This window comes from Rubritalea tangerina, assembly GCF_042683245.1.
Taxonomy (GTDB): domain Bacteria; phylum Verrucomicrobiota; class Verrucomicrobiia; order Verrucomicrobiales; family Akkermansiaceae; genus Rubritalea; species Rubritalea tangerina.
Genome location: NZ_JBHUJB010000009.1, coordinates 88,163 through 103,772, shown reverse-complemented (window position 1 = coordinate 103,772; position 15,610 = coordinate 88,163). Strand labels below are relative to the sequence as shown.

Sequence of the window (15,610 nt, the reverse complement as noted above, 5' to 3'; positions counted from 1 at the left end):
GGCTGTTTGTTTATAAATCAGCGTTTCTGTTCAGTCATTACGGGCGTGTGGCACTGCTTCATGAGCCTTGATTTCTGAACACATTGGACCGTCAAGCGGCTCTTATGACTCACGGAGTGGTATGAGATGTGTTGAGTGGTCTCCTATGGTTTTCACCTTTGGATTGAGCATGGGGCTCGTGGTGAAGATAGAGTTTTCAAGACCAATGGGTTGAGGAATGGCAACTCAATCATTTTTATGCCTGAAGTCTTTCAGACTTCTTGTTGGTTTTTTTTGCAAGTCCCCAGAGTTGGCTTTGTCATTCTGGGCTAGGAGCCTAAACCTCGATGCGGTTTTTCAGGAGTTTGTATCCCATTGGGATCGGGTGGGGGGCGCAAGTTTGTTGGCGCTGTGTTACCCAATCGGACTTCAATATAGGCACATGCTCCTTATTGGGGGGCTTGATAGAGTGCACTCAGCGAAATAAAAATAGGGTAAGGAAAGTTTGCTCTCGCAATGATGGCCAATGCGTAGCTGAAACAAGGCTAGAGTGGGTAGTCTGTGGCGATTGCATCACCAGCGTGATGGCCACTCATCCAAGCGTTTTGGAAATTGAAGCCACCTGTGATGCCGTCGACGTTCATGACTTCACCAGCGAAGTAAAGGCCGGGGCATCGTTTACTTTGCATGGTTTTAAGGTTGATCTCATTGAGAAGAACGCCGCCAGCGGTGACGAACTCATCTTTGTTTAAGCTTTTACCCTGGACGGGCAATTTGCAGTGGTTGATGAGTTGGCTGAGGGTGTGGGCCTGATTTTTTGGTAGTTGTGCCCATGTTTGTTGTGGGGGGATCTGGGCTGTTTCCAACATTTTAGCCCAAAGTCGTTTGGGGATGGCGTCGAAGGGACAGCGTGTGGAGAGCTGGCGTTTCCCCCATTCGTTGCGCAGTTGGCTGATGCGCTGAGCGGCGTCGGTGTGGGGGAGCCAATTGACGTGGAGGGTGCATTGGTATTGGATGCTTTCCAGTTCACGTGCACCCCAGGCTGAGAGTCTAAGGATTCCGGGGCCACTGAGTCCCCAGTGGGTGATGAGGAGTGGGCCTTCGGCTTTGAGTTTGGTGTTCTCAATGCTGACATGAGTCTCTGTTACTGAAAGGCCTGGAAGGTCTTTAATTAATGGATGATCTATCTTGAACGTGAAGAGAGAGGGTACTGGAGGCTCGAGAGTGTGACCGAGTTGTTCGGCAAGTTTCGCACCAGCGGTGAGCCGGGTGCCACCCGTGGCAATTAGAACACAGCGGGCGCGGTGTGACTCCCCCTTGTCGGTGTGCACGAGGAAGCGCGCACCATCTGGCTGATTTTCTTCCAGGGGAATGATGGATTTTACGCCATTAGAAGTTTCTATTTGAACACCAGCGGAATGCGCTGCCTGCATGAGGCAGTCGATGACAGTCTGTGAGTCATCAGTGACGGGGAACATGCGGCCGTCGGCTTCAGTTTTGAGTTCCACGCCACGTGATTGAAACCAATCGACTGTATCTTGTGCGCCCCAGCGGTGGAGTGGACCGATGAGGCTTTTTTCACCTCTTGGATAGAATTTCGATAGAGCTTTGGGGTCGAAGCAATGGTGGGTGACATTACAACGGCCACCACCAGATATTTTTACTTTTGTGAGGAGTTTGGGGGATTTTTCGAGCATCAAGACATTCTCAGCTCCGTTCTCGGCGGCCGTGATGGAGCCAAAGAAGCCTGCTGCGCCGCCGCCAACTGTAATTAAGTGAAACATAAGCTAAAATTCGTTTGAGGCTTTTTATATGAGTGGAGTCAAAAGTGACACTAGGTGGTCAGAATATGGGCGAGTGCAAGAGGTATAAGCATTGATGTTTCTCTACCCAATCGTACTTTAAAAGAGACTAATGCTGATTTTTGCGGGCAATGGATCCATTCGCTACTCAAGAGAAAATAAGATCGGGCTCTTTGCTTACAAACCAGCGTTATTTTTCAGTCTGGATGCTTAGAGCGGGTAGGGGCCATCTTCATCTTCCCCATGCCATCCGAGTTTACGGAAGGCGGCAATGATTTGAGTGAAGGTGGTGTCTTCGCCCTCGGCTTCTTCGATCGTAGCGGAAGTGGTGAGTCCATTGATTGATTCAATGGAGATGACGGTTTGTTTGCCCTCGAAATTAATCCAATCTCCCCACGATTGTTTGTCATGGCTGGCGGGGAGTTTTTGTTTTTTGAGAGCGGAGACGACCTCGCGGATGGTGGCTGGTGGTTCGGAATCGGGTAGGTGGACGCGTGTTTCCATGGGGTGGTATGTCAGTTAGTCTTTTGAGTGGAATTCATCCCAAGCGGCTTTGACTGCGCTGAGTTCTTCCCAGCGGTCATAGAGTGAGGTGACTTTGGATTGAGCCTCTTTTAGCCGAGTTTCAAAGTCTTGGTAGTCGTGGGTGTGTTCTGCGTAGAAGTTGGGAGCGGCAATAATGGCTTCTTGTTTGGCGGCTTCTTCTTCAGCGATGAGGATATCTTCTTCGATAGTTTCGAGTTCACGCTCTTCGCTCCATTTTAGTTTGCGAGGCTTTTCGCTTTGTTGTTTCTTTGGTTTTTCTTTTTGTGCGAGCATGCTTTCGTAGTTGGCACGCTGGGCATCACGTTCGGCTTTTTTCTCGAGGTAGTAATCGTATGATCCGACGTTGTAATGGAGGGAGCCATCGTCTTCGAATGCGAGAATGCCTGTGCAGACACGGTTCAGGAAGTAGCGGTCGTGGGAGACGACAAGGACAGACCCTTGGAAGTGTGCGAGGGCTTCCTCAAGTAACCTGAGGGTGTTCAGGTCGAGGTCATTGGTTGGCTCATCCAAAACGAGGACGTTCCCCCCACGTTTGAGAATTTTTGCGAGGAGCACACGTGAGCGCTCACCTCCGGAGAGAAGCTCTATCTTTGTATTAATACGGTCATCATTAAAGAGGAAGCGCTTCAGATAAGCGCGTAGGCCGAGGGTCTCGTCACCTAGTTTGACGTATTCTTGGCCTTCTCCGACTTCGTCGAATATGGACTTTTGCTCATCTAACAACAATCGATTTTGGTCGACATAATTAATGTCTGTACGCGCACCGACTTTGACGGTTCCCTCTGAGGGTGGGAGCATTCCGAGGAGTGTTTTGATGAGGGTGGATTTACCCATGCCATTACGTCCGACGATACCGATACGTTCCTTGGGTTCGAGTTTGAAGTCGAGTTTGCGGAAGAGGGTGCGGTCTCCGACTGTTTGGGTGAGGCCATGGGCTTCGATGACAACATTGGGGAGTTTGGCCGCTGGTGGAATGATAAGGTCGACGTCGACTTCTTTTTCAGGCGGGGCTTGGTCGGCGACTTCGAAGTATTTCTCCATGCGGTCACGCGATTTGGTACGACGCGCTGAGGGGCGTCGTCTGACCCATTCGAGTTCCTTTTTGAGGAAGCGTTGGCGTTTATGTTCATTGACAGCTTCTTGGGCCATGCGCTCAGCGCGCGACACAAGGTAGTCGGTGTAGTTTCCATCGTAGGCGATGCATTTGCCGCGTGCGATTTCGACGATGCGGGTTGCGATACGATCGAGGAAGTATCGGTCGTGGGTGACGAAGAGGCAGGTTCCGTTGTAGCGCGAGAGGAAGGTTTCTAGCCATTCGATGGAGCCGGTATCGAGGTGGTTGGTGGGTTCGTCTAGTATGAGGAAGTCGGGTTGGGCGAGCAGAGCGCGAGCGAGGGCGACGCGTCGTTTTTCGCCGCCTGAGAGAGTTTTGATTTGGCGATCTGCTTCTGGGGCGTGAAGGTTGGTGAGGAGGGATTGGGCGCGAGAGTCGACGGTCCAAGCATCGTGGTGGTTGATCTTTTCGAGGAGTTCCGCACCTGCCTTACTTGTGGGGTCGCAGTTGTCGTAGGCCTCGAGCATATCGAGGATGTACTGGGCGCCTGAGAGTGTGGCCTCGAGAACGGTGTGTTCCTCGTTGAGCTCAAAGTTTTGTGGGAGGTATCCGGTGACGAGCTCATTACGGGTTGTCCATTCTCCGGAATCCGGGGTGTCTGCGCCAGCGCAGATTTTCATGAATGTGGATTTGCCTGAGCCATTTCGCCCGACGAGGCCGATGCGTTCCCCTTGATGGATTGCCAGAGTGGCACCATCGAGGACGGTGTGGTGGGAATAACTGACCTTTAGTTCGGATGCTGAGGCGATCGCAGGTTCGGACATGCGGGAGGTTTAGCAGCGAGCTGGCATTAGTCAATGGGGCAGGACTTGATTCTGCAGGTGAGTGCCGAGAGTGGCTTCATTGGGGGGATGTTTGGGGGATGTTGGGGGATGTTGGGGGATGTTGGGGGATGTTGGGGGATGTTGGGGGAGGGAAGCAAAGCGCCCCACAATGATGTTGTGGGGCGCGCTGAGGAGTTGATTGTTTATTTGTGAGCTTGGTGTTACTTGCGGCGGCGCATGACCAGAGCGAGGCCGGCTAGAGAGAGGAGGGCTGCGCTGGTCGGTTCGGGTACCGCTACAATGGACACTGAAATGGAATCAGCATTTTGGTTAAGTACCGCGCTCATACTTGGGTCTAGTCCATTGACGATAAAGTTGGATTGGTCGAAGTTCGTATATGCATTTGCGATGTTGTCCACGAGCGTGTAGGTTTCACCGATTGTAGCACCGGTGAAATCGACACGGAGCTTTGAAGCTGCGTCGACATTGAGATTAGCTCCCGCCAGGGTCAATGTGGAAGCGTCACCTCCGGAGAGCTCACTGAACATGAGAGTCGCATTAGAGCCAAGTGTAACGAAGTCTTGCGGGCTTGAGTCGAAGGTGACACCCGTCTCGAAATTTATGAGACCACTGGTGACTTCGAAGCCTTTTTGTACTTGGTAGACACTTCCACTTTCAAAGTTAACGGTACCGAAGCCCGTTCCTGAATAATCACCGCCGAAGGAACGGCCCAAAAACATATAGGCTCCAGCACCTGCGATATCAATGCGACCTCCTGAGTTTACATTGAGTGTGCCTGAGTTGCCGGAGCCAGCCCCGATCCAGAGGTCGGAAGAGCGGCCCACCCCCCCTGAGCGGAGTTGGAGTTCAAAACTGTTGGTATCAAGAGTCGAGTTGACGATGATGTCAGTGACAGCCGTACCATTAGCCAAGAGGTAATTTGCAGTGAGCTGAGAGGGTGCATTTACCACACCAGGTGGGTTTGAGGCATTGGTTGGAAGTACGCCTTCACTCCAGTTTGAAGCGTTATTGAAGTTAGTGTCTACGGCGTTTGTGAAAATATTCGCGGCGTAGGTGGTCGACAGGGCGCTGATAGTGGAGAGGCTGATCAGGGGTATTAATTTATTCATATCTGTATGCATTGAGGTCTTGCTAAGATAGGGTGAGTTTGGGTGTTTTGTCTTTGGATGATTGCGAAATAATTGTGTACTTTTGCGAAGTTGTGATATGAGAGGTTATGAAGAGAAAGCGTACGATAGGGGTCTTGATGGATTGGTACCGGCCAGGGGTGATTGATGGTCTCAAAGCATATTGTTCTGAGCATGAAGGGTGGCAGTTAGATGTACGCTGGGCACCAAGGGCTGATTGGGTTGATCGCGCTATTTTAGGGCAGTGGGATGCAGTGGTGAGTCATATATTGACTTCTAAGGGGACTGTAGAGTTGATTGAGAGCTTAGGTATGCCCCACGTGAGCTTGAACCGCTCTACCAAGGCTGCATTGAATGTTTTTAGTGATTTTTCCGCATGTGCTGAATTGATGGTGCAGGAATTCAAAAGTGTTGGGTGTGAAGTTTTTTTAGCTCCTGTGGTTGAGGGTGGAAATATTCAGGCTGAGGTGTTAGTTACGGAATTAGTGAGAGAAGCTGCAGGGTTAGGGGGGATGGAGGTTGTGGAGAGAAGGTTTGATGCGGGTGTTCCTTTCACGGAGAGGCTGGAGCAATTGGTTGCCTTTACAGGCGAACTGAAGGGGAAGCGGGTTGGGTTTGGGACGCCGCATACAGGGATTGCGTATGGCTTTATCTATAGCCTGTTAGGTGCGGGTATACGCTTGCCTGAGGATATAGCGGTTATCAGTTTGGCTAAGGATATTCAGAGGCCTGAAGAGATGGCGCGGGTGCCTGTGACGACGGTGGAATTAGATCATTGGTCGAGTGGGTATAGGGCGGCTGAGTTGTTAGCGCGGGCTGGGTGTGAGCGAGAGACTATCTATGTGAGGCCCATTGGTATTCAACGAAGGGAGAGTACAGGTGGGGGAGGGGCGCATGACCACAGGGTGGCTCGTGCACTGGAGTTGATAGAGTTATTGGCACATGAGCCGATAGGGGTTGAGGCGATTTCAAGCCGCTGTGGTATTGGTCGGAGGACATTAGAGCAACGATTTCATAAGGTCACAGGCAAGACGCTGATGGGGGCAATCAATGCAAAGAGGATGGATTTAGCAGAGGGGTATTTAAGGGGGGGCAATGACACTATAGAAGTTATCGCAGAAAAAGTCGGCTATAGTTCTGGGCATTATTTATCGCGGGTGTTTAAGCGTGAGATGGGGATGACCCCCGGGGCATACCGGAGAATGTTTCGCTAGTTAGAAATTGTTCTAAGGGGTTGGGATTTCGGAGGTTGTTGCTTGGGGGCTAAAGTGGGTTCAAAAAATGATTGCACAGTGGGTGATGGTGAGTAGCTTGCGCGTCCGCATTTATGGAAAGAGTAGAGATCATACCGGGGCAGAGATGGGTAAGTGATTCTGAGCCTGAAATGGGTTTGGGAATGATACTGAAGGTCGAGCATGCCACGGTGGAGATATTATTTCCAGCGGCTGAGGAGGCGCGTTGTTATGCACGTGAGAGTGCTCCTTTGAGACGTGTGATCTTTAAGAAGGGGGAGGTAATTTTGACCCATGAGGGTGAGGAATTGGTCGTCAATGCTACCAAGGAGGCCAGTGGCTTAGTGATTTATTTATGTGACGGTGGATCTGAGGTTCCGGAGGCGATGTTATCTGACCACATGGGATTTAATAAGCCACAGGATAGGCTTTTTGGTGCGCAAGTGGATGAGAACTCTGTGTTTCGTTTGAGAGCAGAGGCTTTGTACCGTCAGCATCAGATTCGAAAAAGTCCGTTGCGTGGCTATGTGGGGGGGAGGACCGACTTGCTGCCGCATCAGATTTCCATTGTGGATGAAGTGGCGAAGCGATTGATGCCGAGGGTTTTGTTAGCGGATGAAGTTGGGTTAGGGAAGACGATTGAGGCGTGTATGATCATGCATCGATTGCACCTGACGGGGCGCGCTGACCGAGTGTTGATCTTGTTGCCAGAGCCATTAATTAACCAATGGTTTGTGGAGCTGCTGCGTCGATTTAATATGCTTTTCAGCATCTTTGATGAGGAAAGGTGTGCATCGATTCAGGAGAACGACCCGGAGGGTAATCCTTTTCTGGATAGTCAGCTAGTGATCGCGAGTGTTGATTTTCTTGCGTACAATGAGGAACGAGCTGAGCAAGCGCGGGAGGCAGGTTGGGATTTATTGATTGTCGATGAGGCTCACCACCTTGAGTGGAATCGAGACGAAATGAGCTGGGAGTATGCGCTTGTGGAGTCTTTTGCTTGGATCGTGAATTCATTATTGTTGCTGACAGCGACGCCACAGCAGCTCGGTGTGGTGGGGCATTTTGCTCGACTGCGTTTGTTAGATCCTGAAAGGTTTTGTGATCTCGATGGATTCATTGAGGAATCTGAGGGGTATGGGGAAGTAGCGCGTCTCGTAGAGAAGATAGAAGCGGGTGAGGCTGTGGAGTTTAGTGCCTTTGATGGATATTCGGAGAGTGTGAAAGCATTGGCTGCGGGTGGGGAAGCTGAGCAAGAAGCCTTGGTGGAGTCCTTGGTGGATAGTTTTGGTACAGGCAGGGTGATGTTCCGAAATACGCGACAGAATTTGGATGGGTTCCCTGAGCGCAAAGCGCATTTGGAGCCGATTGCGGGAGAAGACTACCAAGAAAAGTTAGATTGGTTAGTTGAGTTGATTGGGCAAGTAGGTGATGAAAAGGTTCTCTTAATTTGTCATACCAAAGAGCTTGTTGAGGAGCTGTCTGAGGCATTGCTCGATCGTATCCAAATCAATATAGCGCATTTTCATGAGGACTTAAGCTTGAACCAGCGTGATAGGAATGCAGCGTATTTTGCCGAGGCTGGTGGGGCTCAGTTATTGTTGTGTTCTGAGATCGGGAGTGAGGGGCGCAATTTCCAGTTTGCTCACCATTTGGTGTTATTAGATTTGCCCGAAGATCCAGAATTGTTGGAGCAACGCATCGGGCGCTTGGATCGCATTGGTCAGACTGAAACTATTAACATCCATGTGCCTTATTTGTTGGATGGACCTGAAGAGGTTTGGGCACGTTGGTATCATGAGGGCTTAGGGGCATTTGAGCAGAATGTTCACGGTGTGACTGAAGTGTATCACCATGTTTATGATCAGCTGGTCGAAGCGAGTGAATCGTTAGATAGTGATGCTTTGGATGCAGTGATTGCGGAGACTCAGGCGAAGAAGCTGGAAGTTGGTGAGAAGCTCTCTGAGGGTTACGACAGGTTGTTAGAGATTAATTCACATCACCCAGAGAGGGCGAAAAAGATCATCAAAGAGATAGCGAAGATGGATAAAGATCCGCATTTTGAGGACTTTATAATTCGCATGTTGGATCAATTTGGTGTCGAGGTAGAAGATCTTGAGGATAGGAATTATTTATTAAAGCCGGGCAAGATAACAACAGATGCATTTCCTGACATTCCTGACGAGGGGATGAGCGTGACCTTTGATAGGTCGGTGGCATTGAGTCGTGAAGAATTACAGTTTTTAAGCATTGATCACCCAATTGTTAGGGCGTGTTTTGATTGTATGCTTGGCACGGAGTTAGGGAATTCGGCATTTGGAGTCTGGGAAGCACCTGGGGAGAAGAAGATTTTATTGGAGAGTTATTTTATAGTGGAGGCATTGGCGCCAGGCGAGCTGCATGTGGATCGTTTTTTACCTGCGACACCGATTCGTGTGGCAGTGGATCACGAGGGTAATGATTTGTCGCAGGACAAGGCATTGGCTCAAGCCAAGTTACGTAAAGGAGGGGTGCGCAAGTTGTTGGATAAGCCGGTGGTTAAAACCACATTGTTGCCAAAGATGCTCGAGCAGCTTGAGGGCATTGCAGTGGTTGAGCTGAAGGGGATTGTGGCTAAAGCCAAGCGTGAGATGCGCAAGCAGCTTAAGGGGGAGATTGAGAGGTTGAAGCGTTTAGCCGAGACCAATCCGATGATTGGCGAAGAGGAAGTGAACGCTCTTGAGGAACATCGGGATGCCTTAGAGGAGGTGATTGTTCAGGCGCGACTGCGTCCGGACGCCATTCGCATGATTTGGAAGGAAACAGCGCTGCAATAGGAATAAGTCTGCACTGGTCAATGGGGAATGGTGAGGTTTAGGGTCATGTGGTGCTGGACTGGCTGACATTTTTATTGGTCATGGGACTGGGGCAATTTTCCCCTGGTCCAGACATGGTTTTGTTGACTCGCACTGCACTCTCGGAGGGGAAGTCAGCGGGGTTGATGACAGCCTTGGGGATAGCTTGTGGCCTAGTGGTTCATGGTGGCATTGCGGTAGCTGGGGTCGCTACCCTTATGGCGGAGAGTGGCGTGTTGAGCTTGGTGTTGGGCAGTCTAGCTGCGATTTATTTGAGTTATCTTGGCGTTAGCTTGCTGAGGCATTCTCTGGTAGAAAAGGGATTGGAGTGGAACGCTGGAAGTGCTTGTGGACTGGGGGTGTGGGGGCATTGGAGGCGCGGTTTTTTGTGCAATTTGTTGAATCCGAAGGTGATGGTTTTTTTAGCGGGGGTAGTGACGCCGTTTTTGGCCTTGAATGAAGGGGGATGGTGGCCGTGGGTACTGTGGACGAGTATCTGGGTGGAGGGTTTGATTTTATGGAGTTTCTGGGTGCTATTGTTGCAATGGGATTGGGTGCAGAGCTGGTATAACAAGGTGGCTAAGTGGGTCGATATGATGTTTGGATTGGCATTGATTGCCATGGCCGTGGTTTTGCTTGTGCATGTGATGTGACGTATTTGTTGCTCAGAGCGTGTGAACTAACTGGTTGCGTTTTCTGGAAAATCCTCCAGTTTAGTGGGGCTTTCGGAGTATGAGTGATGCCAAGATCAAGATAGCGGGTGTGACAGTAGCGGTGCTGCTGCATTTGATCGTGGCTGGGGTGCTGACTCAGGATGCGATCATGCGCGTGCTGTTCCCAAAGAAGGCACATAAGGAGATGGTGGAGCAGACAGCTGAGACTGAGCCAGTGATGAGCTTCCGCTTTGTAGCACGTCCCGAACCTTTGCCCACGCCGCCGGCTCCCAAACCGGAGGAACAGACACCACCTCCACCAAAGGTTGCGGATAAGCAACGCTATAATCGTACGACAGATGAACAGCCTCAGGAGAAGCCGAAAGATGCGAAATTTTATGGTGATGCAGACACGGTAGCTCAGAGTACTGCAGATGCTGTTGCAGGTGCCCCAGAGATGCCCTCGGTACGAGGGAAAGACAAGCAACGGACGAGTTTAGCTTCTAGCTATCAGGACGGAAGTTTAGAGAATGAGAATTTAGGCAAGCCTTCGAAGCCAACTGAGCCGGTTCCGACGGAGATTCCTAGTCCTTCTGAGGTGGAGAGTGTTGCGGAGAATTCTTCGAATGACGACAGCCAGAACCAGAAAGTGGAGCAAATGGATGCGGGGAAACCGCTGGCGGGGTCCCGAGTGCCGTTAGCTGATTACTTAGAGGCAGTTAACAAGCTCCCATCTGAGCTGAAGTCAGCTGATCCGATTACAGATTTGCCGGAGAGCAATAAGGGGAAAGCGGACAGCGAGAGTCAAAAAGAGCAGAGACCAAAAGAGGTAGCCAAGGGGAAGGATAAGCCCAAACCAAAACAGAGAACGAAGCCGATCATGCCGATTGAGAGGTCTTCGCAGCCAGGGTTTCGTCCTGAGGTTGAGGCGAGTAAAATGGTAGGTTCTATCTCACGCCGTGGTGGGGTGTCATCGCTGGATACTGAAGCGACCCCGCTAGGCAAGTACAAGAAGTCGGTGCATAACTCGATTGCGAAAGAATGGTACCGACGCGTTGGGCAGAATCCGGATTTGATTAAGCCTGGCTTGTTGCAAGTACGTTGGTACGTATACGACAATGGGAAGGTGCGCGACATTAACATTCTCCAAGAACTTCAGGGCTCAGAGATCCAAAAGGGCATTACTATACAAGCGATATCACGGGCAAAGATTCCGAAGATGCCTGCAGCGCTGAAGCAAGAACTGGCGGGGGATCCCGTGGAGATTACGATTTCATTTCAATTTTAACATTTAAATAAGAACACCGACATGAACATGCATCACTTACTCGCAGAGGCTCAGGGTCTCGCAAAGATTTCAGAATTTTATGATAAGGGCGGGATTATCATGTACGTGCTGACATTTTGTTCTGTGTTGACGGTGGCAGTGATCGTGTACAAGGCATTGGATTTAGGGCGTAAGCGGGTGCTTCCTGAGGATTTGAAGAAGGATATCGACGTGGCTGCCAATCATGGGGATGACAGTGCCTATGCACGTGTGGCCCAACAATCTGGTGAAGGGCGTTCGGTTTTGGCTCGTTTGTCACAGGTGGTGGTGCAGCGCAGTGAGCACTCTGGCCCCAAAATTCGAGATGCTGTACAGGCGAAGGCGCATGAAGAGATCGTGAAATTGCAAGGTGGGATAGGGATCTTAGATGTGGTGATTGTTGTTGCTCCAATGCTTGGGCTTTTGGGGACGGCAAGTGGCATCACGACGGTGTTTGATGGGATGAGTTCGATGGGTGATATTAAGATGAGCATCATGGCTGCTGGGGTTGCTGAGGCTCTCACGACTACGATTGCCGGTCTCGCTGTAGCTGTGCCGGCAGTGATCGGTCATAGTATTTTTAACCGTAAGATTGAGACCTATGCCTCGCAGTTAGAGGTAGTGGTTGGCAATTTAGTGAATGCGGTTTCTGATGATGGTGGGGAGGAGAAGGCTTAAGCGACAGCACCTGAAGAGCTCATGCAATTTTACAGACCAAGAAAGCCGATTCCCGCGATTCCGATAGTGTCGCTGATTGATATCTTAGTGATTCTATTGATTTTCTTCATTGTGACGATGCAGCCCAAGCAGAAGCGCACGATTTTAGATATTTCGATGCCAGTGGTTGGGGACATGCCTACGAAGCAGGTGCAGGATATTCGTTCTGTACTGGCCTTATCAAAGGATGGGGAGATCACGCTCGATAGTGTGCGTATTCATGAGAGTATGCTCGATGGGTATTTGGCGCAGTTGAAGACGGAGAATCGGAAGTTGGAATTAGAAATGGATAAGCAGGTGCGCTTGGAGCAGATGATTATGGTATCAGAGGCATTGACCCGTGCAGGCTTCGAGTCTAATCTCCCGACCCGCGTCCGCGATTCAAAGCAACAAACAGATTCATGATTTTAGATATAATGCAGTTAGGCGAGCCTGTGCTCCGTAAGAAGTGTAAGCCAGTTGAGAAGGTTGATGCTGAGTTAGAGAGCTTTGTGCAGGATATGATTGTCACCATGAATGATGCAGAGGGGGTTGGCTTAGCGGCACCGCAAGTGGGGGCTGATATTCGTTTAGCGATTGTCGACACCTCCCACGACCCAGAGTGCGTGAGCTTTTTTAAGGTGAACGGTGAAGATGCAAAGATGGAGGACTACATGCCGCTGATTTTCATTAATCCAGAGCTCGAACTTTCTGGCCCTCATGAAAACGAGATGGAGGGCTGTTTGAGTATTCAAGAGATTCGGGCGAAAGTGAAAAGGAAGTCGATAGTCAAAGCGACTTTACCTCAACTGGATGGATCAGTGCTTGTTGTGGAGACTGACGGATTGTGTTCACGAGCAATTCAGCATGAGGTCGATCACCTCAATGGGATTTTATTTACTGATCGTATTAGCTCTACCACAAAGGCTCGCCTGAAAAGGAAGCTTAAGAATCTCGCTGAGACAAAGTGGGAGTACCCCTCTCAAAGAGAGGACGCGTAATAGAGTGGAATGGCAGATGAGCACCTAAATCGGTGCTCATTTTTTGTGTGGAGTAGGTCACCATCTTCGGTTTGTTAAGGGTGGAGGAGGTAGTAACAAGAGTGTTCTAACAAGTGTTAGGTGCTATTGTGATTCGTACTTTATTTGTATTACTACTACGAATAAATTCCCCAGTAGGTGGCCTTAGTGATTTCACGTGTATTTTTCTGAATGAAAAGGAGCGGGGGCTTGTTCTATGTAGGGGAAGGTGGGTGGCAATTTGACCGTACGGATGTTTCGATACGTTCATTGATAGAATGAGTGCAACCATGCTGAATTTCAGCATGGAGTGAGGTGGCTATTTCTTTGACGCGAGTGAGGGCTAGGTAAGGTTTAGATCACAGCTATGCTGCACCATTGATGGTGTGTGGAGCTGTGACATGCACCTTATTATGACACCTATTTCTCTATCTCGATTGGTCGTGGCAGCAACTGTCGCGTTATGCACTGATTTTATAGCTCTGGCGAAGTCGCCTGCATTGATTCCACAGGCGGCGGTTATGGAGGCGAAGCAGGGGGCGTTTAGCGTCTCTGAGGCGCTGAGTTTTGGCGCTGTTGGTGGATGTGATGATGAGGTGGCGTTTTTTGCGTCTGAGATGCGCAAGGTTACAGGTTGGAAGGTGCCAGTAGGTAAGAACGGTCAGGTTGTTTTTGAGAAAGTGTCAGGGTCAGGTGAAGGCTATCAGTTAGAGATTAATAGTGCTGGAGTTACAATTCAGGCTGCCAGTTCTGCAGGATTATTTTATGGATTTCAAACATTGAGGCAGCTCTCTCCGGTGGAGGTGTTTGCGAAACGTCAGCAGGCCTCACTTGTGAATGGTTGGGAGCTTCCTGGGCTTAAGATTCAGGATCAGCCTCGTTTCGAGTGGCGTGGGGTTTTGGTGGATGTTTCAAGGCATTTCCAACCAAAGGAAGAGATGTTGAAACTGTTAGACTCAATGGCAATGGTGAAGCTCAATGTTTTGCATTGGCATTTGACTGATGACCAAGGGTGGAGGCCGGAGATTAAGGCGTATCCGAAGCTGACATCTCAGAATAAGGGGAAGTACTACAGTCAGGAGGACTTGAGAGAGATAGTGGCTTATGCGCAGGAGAGGGGGATTACGATTGTGCCGGAGATTGATGTGCCTGGTCACAGTGGGGCGGTGGCTCGGGCGTATCCAGAGTTGTGTGTGGCGAAGAAAGACGGAAAAGGGAGGCATAATGTGTATGATGTATCCAATCCAGAAGTGTATACCTTTTTGGACAATGTTTTTGGTGAATTGAGTGCTATTTTTCCGGGGAGTTACATTCATTTGGGAGCGGATGAGGTTGGGAAGGGGGCGTGGCGTCATGATGCAGGCTGTCAGGCTTTCATGAAGAAGAATGGGATTAAGGATCTACATGGTTTGCAGGCTCACTTTGTGGGGCGGGTGTCAGCTTTGATTCGTAAATATGGGAAGAAGCCTATTGCGTGGGATGAAGCGTTAGAGGGAGGTGCAGACAAAGGCTTGGCGATTATGAGTTGGCGTGGTGTTCAACCGGGAATGGAAGCTGCTAAGCATGGTCACAAAGTGGTTTTGTGTCCAGTTTCGGCTCTCTACTACGACCGGGCGAATTCGCGTTCAGCGAGTCATCCTAATGGCTATTCTGCCAACACAGTGACATTGAGTCAGAGTTATTATTTTGAGCCACATATCCCGGGGTTGAGCGATGAGGCGAAGGCGTGCATTATGGGAGCTCAGGGGTGTGTTTGGGGAGAGAAAATCCGTGGGGGTGACCATTTACAGCGTCAGGTTATGCTGCGTGGAGCTGCTCTTTCCGAGGCGCTTTGGTCACCGCGGGCGTCACTGGACTGGAATGATTTCTTGGGGCGTTTAGAAGTGCACCGCGGGAGACTCAGTGCAAGTGAAGTCCCCTATTGGTGGGAAGAGGAGACAACTGCTCAGCAAGTAGGCTCATGGTCTCAGTTAAAGGCGGAGAGAGAGGCTGTTATTTTGCCGCTCGATGGGAAGATTAAGAGAGCAGGATTGCACGAATTTTTATTTCATCGAACTCAGGGTGAGGGGAGTTTTCACATCTTCAAAGCTGAAATGTTAGAGGATGGCAAGGTAGTGGCTGAGGATGCGCATGTTTACACAGCGACTGTGGAGCCACGGCGTCCGAATCAGTATTATTTATTGCATTTGGAGGAATTCAAGCCGGGGGCGAGTTATGCACTGAGGTACACGATTGAGCCAGTGAAGGGGGGAAGTAGTGGAGTAGTGATGCATCTTCCGGCGCTTGAAGCTGATCGGTATGCTAAGGATCGCAGTCCAGGGGCTGGGAAGTCTAATATTTCTGGTCAGAAGCAGCCGGATGAGCTTTAGAGGTCATTTTTTCGCAAGCGATTGATGGGTAGTGATAAGGGCTTGCAGTGTTTTGCGGGTTCGGGTGCTACATTGGGTAAATGAGAATGTGAGAAAAAATTAGAGTCGACGAAAGAGCGCAAATTTTTTTATGGTATAGGATTGCTAT

The 15,610-nt window shown here is 50.0% G+C and carries 12 protein-coding genes; 8 read left to right on the top strand and 4 right to left on the bottom strand.

From position 1 onward, the window contains the following. Positions 1-524 precede the first annotated feature (524 nt). The 4 genes from ACFSW8_RS01780 to ACFSW8_RS01765 form a co-directional block, all read right to left on the bottom strand. On the bottom strand, positions 525-1,763 hold the full coding sequence (locus ACFSW8_RS01780; protein ID WP_377089932.1) for a BaiN/RdsA family NAD(P)/FAD-dependent oxidoreductase: 1,239 nt from the start codon (positions 1,761-1,763) through the stop codon (positions 525-527). A gap of 228 nt (positions 1,764-1,991) precedes the next feature. Beyond that, positions 1,992-2,285: a hypothetical protein gene (locus tag ACFSW8_RS01775; RefSeq protein WP_377089933.1), complete on the bottom strand. Its 294-nt coding sequence runs from the start codon at positions 2,283-2,285 to the stop codon at positions 1,992-1,994. Between the two features lie 15 nt (positions 2,286-2,300). Then, positions 2,301-4,205, bottom strand: a complete 1,905-nt coding sequence (locus tag ACFSW8_RS01770) for an ABC transporter ATP-binding protein (RefSeq protein ID WP_377089935.1) — start codon at positions 4,203-4,205, stop codon at positions 2,301-2,303. 221 nt (positions 4,206-4,426) lie between these two features. Next, positions 4,427-5,335: a PEP-CTERM sorting domain-containing protein gene (locus ACFSW8_RS01765; RefSeq protein ID WP_377089937.1), complete on the bottom strand. Its 909-nt coding sequence runs from the start codon at positions 5,333-5,335 to the stop codon at positions 4,427-4,429. 107 nt (positions 5,336-5,442) lie between these two features. Between ACFSW8_RS01765 and ACFSW8_RS01760 the strand changes: the two genes are divergently transcribed. The 8 genes from ACFSW8_RS01760 (at position 5,443) to ACFSW8_RS01725 (ending at position 15,462) form a co-directional block, all read left to right on the top strand. Continuing rightward, positions 5,443-6,567: a helix-turn-helix domain-containing protein gene (locus ACFSW8_RS01760; RefSeq protein ID WP_377089939.1), complete on the top strand. Its 1,125-nt coding sequence runs from the start codon at positions 5,443-5,445 to the stop codon at positions 6,565-6,567. A gap of 113 nt (positions 6,568-6,680) precedes the next feature. Then, complete coding sequence (locus ACFSW8_RS01755) at positions 6,681-9,401, top strand: helicase-related protein (RefSeq protein WP_377089940.1); 2,721 nt, start codon at positions 6,681-6,683, stop codon at positions 9,399-9,401. A gap of 80 nt (positions 9,402-9,481) precedes the next feature. Continuing rightward, entirely contained in the window at positions 9,482-10,072 is a 591-nt protein-coding gene (locus ACFSW8_RS01750) for a LysE family transporter (protein ID WP_377177295.1), read from the top strand. A gap of 79 nt (positions 10,073-10,151) precedes the next feature. After that, on the top strand, positions 10,152-11,360 hold the full coding sequence (locus ACFSW8_RS01745; RefSeq protein ID WP_377089942.1) for a hypothetical protein: 1,209 nt from the start codon (positions 10,152-10,154) through the stop codon (positions 11,358-11,360). Between the two features lie 27 nt (positions 11,361-11,387). Next, positions 11,388-12,056: a MotA/TolQ/ExbB proton channel family protein gene (locus ACFSW8_RS01740; RefSeq protein ID WP_377089943.1), complete on the top strand. Its 669-nt coding sequence runs from the start codon at positions 11,388-11,390 to the stop codon at positions 12,054-12,056. A gap of 21 nt (positions 12,057-12,077) precedes the next feature. Further along, the gene (locus ACFSW8_RS01735) at positions 12,078-12,500 is read left to right on the top strand and encodes an ExbD/TolR family protein (protein ID WP_377089945.1); all 423 of its coding nucleotides are present in this window, start codon (positions 12,078-12,080) and stop codon (positions 12,498-12,500) included. After that, the gene (gene def, locus ACFSW8_RS01730; protein ID WP_377089946.1) at positions 12,497-13,075 is read left to right on the top strand and encodes a peptide deformylase; all 579 of its coding nucleotides are present in this window, start codon (positions 12,497-12,499) and stop codon (positions 13,073-13,075) included. Before ACFSW8_RS01735 ends, def begins: the two co-directional genes overlap by 4 nt. A gap of 461 nt (positions 13,076-13,536) precedes the next feature. Next, positions 13,537-15,462: a beta-N-acetylhexosaminidase gene (locus tag ACFSW8_RS01725; protein ID WP_377177293.1), complete on the top strand. Its 1,926-nt coding sequence runs from the start codon at positions 13,537-13,539 to the stop codon at positions 15,460-15,462. Positions 15,463-15,610: the final 148 nt, after the last annotated feature.

Bases quoted from the DNA above. Each gene is read 5' to 3' on its own strand.
- ACFSW8_RS01780 (WP_377089932.1), bottom strand. From the start codon at position 1,763: ATGTTTCACTTAATTACAGTTGGCGGCGGCGCAGCAGGCTTCTTTGGC.
- ACFSW8_RS01775 (WP_377089933.1), bottom strand. From the start codon at position 2,285: ATGGAAACACGCGTCCACCTACCCGATTCCGAACCACCAGCCACCATC.
- ACFSW8_RS01770 (WP_377089935.1), bottom strand. From the start codon at position 4,205: ATGTCCGAACCTGCGATCGCCTCAGCATCCGAACTAAAGGTCAGTTAT.
- ACFSW8_RS01765 (WP_377089937.1), bottom strand. From the start codon at position 5,335: ATGAATAAATTAATACCCCTGATCAGCCTCTCCACTATCAGCGCCCTG.
- ACFSW8_RS01760 (WP_377089939.1), top strand. From the start codon at position 5,443: ATGAAGAGAAAGCGTACGATAGGGGTCTTGATGGATTGGTACCGGCCA.
- ACFSW8_RS01755 (WP_377089940.1), top strand. From the start codon at position 6,681: ATGGAAAGAGTAGAGATCATACCGGGGCAGAGATGGGTAAGTGATTCT.
- ACFSW8_RS01750 (WP_377177295.1), top strand. From the start codon at position 9,482: ATGGGACTGGGGCAATTTTCCCCTGGTCCAGACATGGTTTTGTTGACT.
- ACFSW8_RS01745 (WP_377089942.1), top strand. From the start codon at position 10,152: ATGAGTGATGCCAAGATCAAGATAGCGGGTGTGACAGTAGCGGTGCTG.
- ACFSW8_RS01740 (WP_377089943.1), top strand. From the start codon at position 11,388: ATGCATCACTTACTCGCAGAGGCTCAGGGTCTCGCAAAGATTTCAGAA.
- ACFSW8_RS01735 (WP_377089945.1), top strand. From the start codon at position 12,078: ATGCAATTTTACAGACCAAGAAAGCCGATTCCCGCGATTCCGATAGTG.
- def (WP_377089946.1), top strand. From the start codon at position 12,497: ATGATTTTAGATATAATGCAGTTAGGCGAGCCTGTGCTCCGTAAGAAG.